This window comes from Arsenicicoccus sp. UBA2120 (genome assembly GCF_002330965.1).
In the GTDB taxonomy this organism is placed as follows: Bacteria; Actinomycetota; Actinomycetes; order Actinomycetales; family Dermatophilaceae; genus Arsenicicoccus; species Arsenicicoccus bolidensis.
On sequence record NZ_DCYC01000014.1, the window covers coordinates 6,106 to 12,814 of the forward strand.

The following is a 6,709-nucleotide window of genomic DNA, read 5'->3' on the forward strand; positions in this document are numbered from 1 at the left end:
TGGCCGACCCCCGCTGCGTGCCCCACGTCCTAGGTCTGACAGGGCAGGACGCGGTAGACGGACACGGTGCCGTCGCGCCCGAGCAGCTCGAGCCCGGGACGGCCGGCGAGCCCGTCGATGCCGGGGTAGGTCCGGGTCCGCGGGTCGTCGGGCCTGAAGTGCCGGGTGTCCTCCACGGCGTAGCCGATGCCGAGCCTGCGGACCGCGGCGCACACCGCCCGATCCGTCGCCAGCTCCCGGAACCTGGTGCTCAGCAGCTCGCGGTCAGGGTCCATGCGGTTGATCATGTGGCCGTAGACGCCCTCCCTGCCACTGATCGGGCCGGCCAGCGCCCCACCGGTCCACGGGTCGCCGATCACCAGCGCCTCGTCCCCCGGCGCGGGCGCCAGCAGCCGGGCATAGAGCTGCCGCTCGGGCTGGTCGATCAGCTCCGACGCGTCAGAGCCTGGGTAGTAGCCACCCCGGAGGACATAGGCCGGGCCGACCAGGCGCCACTGGCCAGGCAGCAGCAGCACCACGACGGCAAGAACGGCACCAGCAGCTCCCCAGCGCAGGATGTCCGGGCCGCGTCGACCCGGGTTCGAGGACTCCTGGTGCGAGCCCCGCCGATGGCGCCAGAGGGACAGCGCTCGCAGCAGAAGATCACGACACCGCACGAGCGCGAGGCCAGCGAGTGGCGCACCCGTGATGGGCAGCAACGCCGCCAGACGGTACTGGTCGTTGTACCAGAAGCCGGTCAGCTCCTGGGACGTCTGCTCGTCGCTGCCCGCTGCGAGCATGTACAGGTACACCACGACGGCGTGGGCGAGGACGAGCCAGCGCTGATGGCGATGCCGGATCGCCAGGGCCGCTCCCCCGACGACGAGCCATGCGAGCAACCACGAGGCGGGTGACAGGGGCGTCGCCAGCGCCAGTGCGTTGCCGAACGCCTGAGCCATGGTCATCGTCGCGCGCCAGTCGAACTTCATGGTGCTCTGCACCTGCGGCACCGAGAGCACGACGTTCCAGGCCACGCTAAGGGCGACGACGACCAGGACCGCACCCAGGACCGCCCAGAACGGACCGAGCGGTCGGCGACGCCATACGGTCGCGCCGAGGGACACGAGTGACGAGGCGAGCACGGGGAGGGCGAGCGCGACGGCGGCGAACACCCCGCCCGGGTGTGCGTAGTAGAGACCCGCCAGGCTGAGGACACCCCCCACGAGGGAGGTGGCCCAGGGAATCGTCGGTACCTCAGACTCCCCCAGGACCACGACCACAAAGGCCAGGACCGTGGGTAGCACGGCCACGCTCAGCAGATTCGGCCAGAGAACCCCGAAGGACATGAGCAGGTAGGGGAACACGGGCATGGCGCAGGCCGCGAGCACGCAGGCAGCCACCCCGAGACGTCGTCGGGCGAGGACTACATGCCCCAGGAGCGCCATCGACAGCACCCAGACCACGGCGGCCACGACCACTGCGAGCACGTTGGCGGCGACCACGGGAGTGAGGCCGAGCCAGGCCACCAGCAGACCACCCAGCGCATGGAACAACGGGGGGTAGAACGGAGCGGCGCCAGTCGTGTTGGACGTGGCGGAGACGGTGCCGGGCGATGCCGACCCCGTCTCGGCGACCCGCGCGATGGCGTTGACGTGGAAGACACCATCGAACGTCTGCTGGACGGTCGCCACGTCTCCGATGGTGTGGATGCACACAGCCCCGACCCATGCCGCTCCCGCCACCGCCGTGATCGAGAAGGTCAGGAGGTCGAGGCGCGCCGACCGCGGCGGGTCGCGGCGGGCTGCCACAGCCGTGGCCGGCAGGAACCTGCGTGCGAGCCACCAGCACAGCAGGCCTCCCAGCACCAGGACCGCAGTGGTCGCCGCGATGGGCAGCAGCCCCCACTTCAGGCCGAGTACCGAGGACAGCGGGATGGCGAGCGCGACGGTCACGACGGACAGGAGCGGCGCGGCGCCCAACGACGGCTCGTTCCGTAGGCCGAGCGCCAGCCCGACGAGCAACCCCGGAACGGTCAGCAGCAGAGCAGCGACCAGCAGCGCCGGCAGGACGGGGACCCACGTCATCGCGTGCCCCCGCGGAGGTGCTCGACGGCGCTGACGATCGACCCGTCGTGCACCACGTGGCCGCGCTCCAGGACGACTCCCCGGTCACAGACGCGCTGCACCATGTCGAGGTCGTGGGTCACGACCACCAGGGTCTGTCCCTGCGCCTTGAGCTCGGAGACGCGCTCGAGGCACTTGCGCTGGAAGGGCTCGTCGCCCACGGCGAGGATCTCGTCGATGAGGAAGATGTCGGGCTCCGAGTGAGCGGCGACCGCGAAGGCCAGGCGCAGGAACATGCCGGAGGAGTAGAACTTCACCTCGGTGTCGATGAACTTCTCGATCTCGCTGAACGCCACGATGGCGTCGAACTTGGCGTCGATCTCCGCCTCCGACATGCCGAGGATCGAGCCGTTGAGATAGACGTTCTCGCGGCCGGTGAGGTCGGGGTGGAAGCCCGCGCCCACCTCGATCAGCCCGGCGATCCGACCCCGGATCCCGACGGTGCCCCGGTCGGGCAGCATGACGCCCGACAGCAGCTTGAGCAGCGTGGACTTGCCGGAACCGTTGAAGCCCAGGAGCCCGACGGACTCGCCGCGCTCGATCTGGAGGGTGATGTCCTCGAGAGCCAGGAAGGTCTCGGACAGCTCGCCCTGGCGGCCCCGCACGGTCCACATGGCCCACTCCTTGAGGGAGTGGGAGTGGCGCAGGGTGAACCTCTTGTCGACGTGGTCAACGCGGACCACGGTCAGGTCGGCACGGGTGTCGGTCACGATCACAGCTCCTGGGCGAAGCGGCCCTCGAGCCGGCGGAAGACGAGCTGACCGAGCAGCAGGACGAAGGACGACAGGGCCAGGCCGAGCACGCTCCACCACACCCAGTGGGGAGGCATCAGCGCGCCGGCGTCCTGCCCGGCGGGCACGACGCCGGACGTGGGGATCCAGAAGGCGTAGTGCGCCAGCTCGACCGCAGCCGTGAGGGGGTTGGCCTGGTAGATCGTCCACGCCCACCCCGGGACCTCGTCGTGCACCTTCTGCCAGGTGTAGAGCACCGGAGACAGCCACGTGGCGACCATGACGATCAGGTCGACGAAGTTCTCGGCGTCACGGAACAGGACGTTCATCGACCCGAACAGCAGGCCCATCCCCAGCGCGAGGACACCGACGATGGTCACGCACCCCAGGCCGGCCAGCAGGTTCAGAGGCCCCGGACGCCACCCGGCGATCAGCGCCCCGACCAGCAGCACCAGCAGCTGCGGGACGAAGTGCACGAAGGCCACCCACACGCTCGCGACCGGGAACAGCTCACGCGGCAGGTAGATCTTCTTGACCAGGTCGGCGTTCCAGACGATGGACTTCGTGGTGTTGCCGAAGACCTCGTTGAAGAAGTTGACCATGACGATCCCGCCGAACATGTAGATCACGTAGTTCGGGATCGACTCCTCCAGCCGGAGGAACTTGCCGAGCGCGAGGTAGAACACCACGATCTGCACGGCCGGCTTGACATAGCTCCACAGCAGCCCGAGGGCCGAGCCGCGGTAGCGCACGCGGAGCTCCTTGCGGACGAGGAGCCGCAGCAGGAACCGCCACTTCGGGATCTCCAGGAGCCCAGCGCTGTGGCCGGGCTCCCGGAAGGGTTGAGCGGTGATCGACGAGGGGTTGTCCACGGAGCGCTGCTCGTCCCTACTGCTCGGTGCCGCGGTCTCGCGGCTCGATGCCGAAGGTCCGCTCCCACGCCTCGAAGGACGTGATGCGCGGCAGCGCCTCCTGGTACTCCTTACGCAGCCGAGGGAACTCGGCGAGGATGCGGGCGTGGTTGGTGGCCGACTCCCGCAGCATGGAGCGCACCAGCTCGGGCTTGCGCCGGTACCACGCGATCCCGGTGCCCTCGGCGTTCGTGACCAGTGCGCTGTCGTACTGGGCGACGTTCCACCACTTGTTGTCCTTGTGGGCGATCAGCGTCTGGGGGTGCTCCTCGGCGCCCTCGCGCAGCGGCAGGACCTGGCGCGCCAGTGCCTTGCCGCCCTCGAGCACGAGTCGTCCGACCGGCGGGGTCTTCCACTTGCGCGGGCGACGCGGCTTGGGCGACCTGACCTGGGGGAACTCGTCCACCTCGGGGCGCAGCACGCTGTCGTCGTGCGCCGTCATACGGGCTCGCAGCTCGGGCAGCCGCTTGGGGAGGATGTCGTGGAGGGCGTCCGGTCCCGCGAGCAGGTCGCGCTGCGCCTGGAGGCGCCCCTCGACCGTGTAGTACTGCATGGACACGAGGTGCTTGACGTCGTCCATCTCGGCCCGCCGCACCAGCTCGCCGCCGTAGGGATAGGGGCTGTGCAGGAGCCCGGAGATGAGGCGGTTGCGGGTGTGGAAGTAGGCCTGCCACCCCACCAGGTCGTCCTTGTCGATCCAGGAGACGTGCCAGCAGGCCGCCCCCGGCAGCGAGACCGTGTGGTAGCCCGCCGCCTTGGCGCGCAGGCCGTACTCGGCGTCGTCCCACTTGATGAAGACGGGCAGGGACAGCCCGATCTCGCGGATGACCTGGGTGGGGATGAGGCACATCCACCAGCCGTTGTAGTCGACGTCGACGCGCTGGTGCATCCACGGCGTCTTGCGCAGCGGGGTGCGCGCGAAGTCGTGGCCGAGGTACTGGTCGGGCCCCGGCAGCGTGGGCTGCCAGCGGTAGGGGTCGACGATCTCGCCGAAGGTGTGCAGCACCGACTTGTTGAGCAGGTCGAACATGTGGCCACCCACCAGGGTCGGCTTGCGGCACAGGTCGGCGAAGGTCGTGATGCGGATGATCGACTCGGGCTCGAGCTGGATGTCGTCGTCGAGCATGACGACGTAGTCGCTCTTGCCGCCCACCGCGGCTTCGTACTGGTTGCGTGCGAAACCGCCGGACCCACCGAGGTTGTCCTGCCGGATGACGCGCAGCTGCTCGCCCATGCGCTCGGCGAGGCCCGGGAAGCCGGGCTCGTCCTCGACCAGCTTGTTGCCCTGGTCGACGATGATCAGCTCGTCGAGGACGGCGCGCAGGTCGTCGTCCTCGGCGACGACGCCGATGTTGCGGACGCAGTAGTCCGAGCGGTTGAAGGTGGTGACGCCGAGGGTGACGGTGCCGTAGGGGCGGTCGTTCTCCGCCACGGACCAGTCGGCACCCTCGAGCACCATGCCGTCGGTGCCCGAGACCAGGTCGAACCAGTACCAGCCACCGTCCCCGAAGGTCGTGAACGAGAGGTCGAACGTGGACGTGGCCTCACCGTCCACGCGCACAGAGTCCACGCGCTGCTGGTTGCCACGCGCGTTGGAGCGGTAGACGATCACCGCGCCCTCGCCTCGCGTGCGGACCGTCAGGCGGGTCTCGGTCGCCACCGTCCACCGTCGCCAGTAGGACGCCGGGAAGGCGTTGAAGTAGGACCCCATCGACAGTCGTCGACCCGGGCGGACCCGCACGCTGTGCCGACCCAGGACGTCGTCCGGGTGGACCTCCTCCTGGCTGGCACCCTTCGGCAGGTCGATGTAGAGGTTGAGCGTGTCCAGGTCGCCGTCGTACGGGAAGATGACGCGCATCGCGGTGCGGCGCCCCTCACCGGCCAGGTCGTCGACGGGACGGCGACCTCGCGTCGGACGTCGGGTCGCCATGGTGGTCCCAGCCTCGCTCATGCGTCCACTCCTCCACTGACCAGCGCCTCGCCCTGCTCGAAGTGCGGGGCGAGCTTGTTGTCGACCATGCTCAGCGCGGCGCCGATGGCCATGTGCATGTCGAAGTACTTGTAGGTGCCGAGGCGGCCCCCGAACAGGACCCCCTGCTCCGCGCGCCCCAGGTCGCGGTAGGCCAGCAGCTGCTGGCGGTCCTCGGGCGTGTTGACCGGGTAGTAGGGCTCGTCGCTGTCGCCGGCGAAGCGGGAGTACTCGCGGTGGATGATCGTCTTGTCCTTGGCCATGTCCCGCTCGGGGTGGAAGTGCCGGAACTCCAGGATGCGGGTGAAGGGCACGTCGGCGTCGGGGTAGTTCATGACCGGACAGCCCTGGAAGTCGCCCACGTCGAGGCGCTGCTCCTCCAGGTCGATGGTCCGCCAGCCGAGGCGGCCCGCCTGGTAGTCGAAGTAACGGTCGACGGGGCCGGTGTAGACGACCGGCACGTTGCCCACGACGTTGCCCCGGGACAGCTCCTGGCCCTCGTCGAAGAAGTCCGTCTCGAGGCGGACCTCGATGTTGGGGTGGTCGGCCATGGTCTGCAGCCAGTGGGTGTAGCCGCGGGTCGGCAGGCCCTCGTAGGTGTCGTTGAAGTAGCGGTTGTCGTAGGTGAACCGCACGGGCAGCCGGCTGATGATGTCGGCCGACAGCTTCTCGGGGTCGGTCTGCCACTGCTTGGCGGTGTAGTGCGCGATGAAGGCCTCGTAGAGCGGGCGCCCGATGAGGGACACGCCCTTCTCGACGAAGTTCTCGGGCTCCTTGTCCCCCAGCTCCGCGGACTGCTCGCGGATCAGCGCGCGCGCCTCGTCCGGCGAGTAGGACGAGCGGAAGAACTGGTTGATCGTGCCGAGGTTGATCGGCATGGGGTAGACCTCGCCGCCGTGGCTGGTGTACACGCGGTGCTGGTAGCCCGTGAAGGACGTGAACCGGTTGACGTAGTCCCACACCCGCTCGTTGGACGTGTGGAACAGGTGCGCGCCG

At 69.1% G+C, this 6,709-nt stretch carries 5 protein-coding genes; all 5 read right to left on the minus strand.

Going from position 1 to position 6,709, the window contains the following annotated elements; genetic code table 11:
* Nucleotides 1–29: 29 nt before the first annotated feature.
* On the minus strand, nucleotides 30–2,063 hold the full coding sequence (locus B2P18_RS01165) for a DUF6541 family protein (protein WP_286955530.1): 2,034 nt from the start codon (nucleotides 2,061–2,063) through the stop codon (nucleotides 30–32).
* Nucleotides 2,060–2,812 (minus strand): ABC transporter ATP-binding protein, encoded by a 753-nt coding sequence (locus B2P18_RS01170; protein WP_286955531.1) that lies wholly within the window; start codon nucleotides 2,810–2,812, stop codon nucleotides 2,060–2,062. The genes B2P18_RS01165 and B2P18_RS01170 overlap by 4 nt, the downstream gene beginning before the upstream one ends.
* Before the next feature lie 2 nt (nucleotides 2,813–2,814).
* A complete protein-coding gene (locus B2P18_RS01175; protein WP_286955532.1) occupies nucleotides 2,815–3,705 on the minus strand; it encodes an ABC transporter permease in 891 nt (296 codons plus the stop codon).
* A 16-nt stretch (nucleotides 3,706–3,721) separates the two neighbouring features.
* A complete protein-coding gene (locus tag B2P18_RS01180; RefSeq protein WP_286955534.1) occupies nucleotides 3,722–5,695 on the minus strand; it encodes a glycosyltransferase in 1,974 nt (657 codons plus the stop codon).
* A partial coding sequence (locus B2P18_RS01185) for a UDP-galactopyranose/dTDP-fucopyranose mutase family protein (RefSeq protein ID WP_286955535.1) occupies nucleotides 5,692–6,709 on the minus strand: 1,018 nt, incomplete at its 5' end. The genes B2P18_RS01180 and B2P18_RS01185, both read right to left, overlap by 4 nt.

What these genes read in the sequence shown, in the direction of transcription:
- B2P18_RS01165 (WP_286955530.1), bottom strand. Translation starts at nt 2,063, where the DNA reads ATGACGTGGGTCCCCGTCCTGCCGGCGCTGCTGGTCGCTGCTCTGCTG.
- B2P18_RS01180 (WP_286955534.1), bottom strand. Translation starts at nt 5,695, where the DNA reads ATGAGCGAGGCTGGGACCACCATGGCGACCCGACGTCCGACGCGAGGT.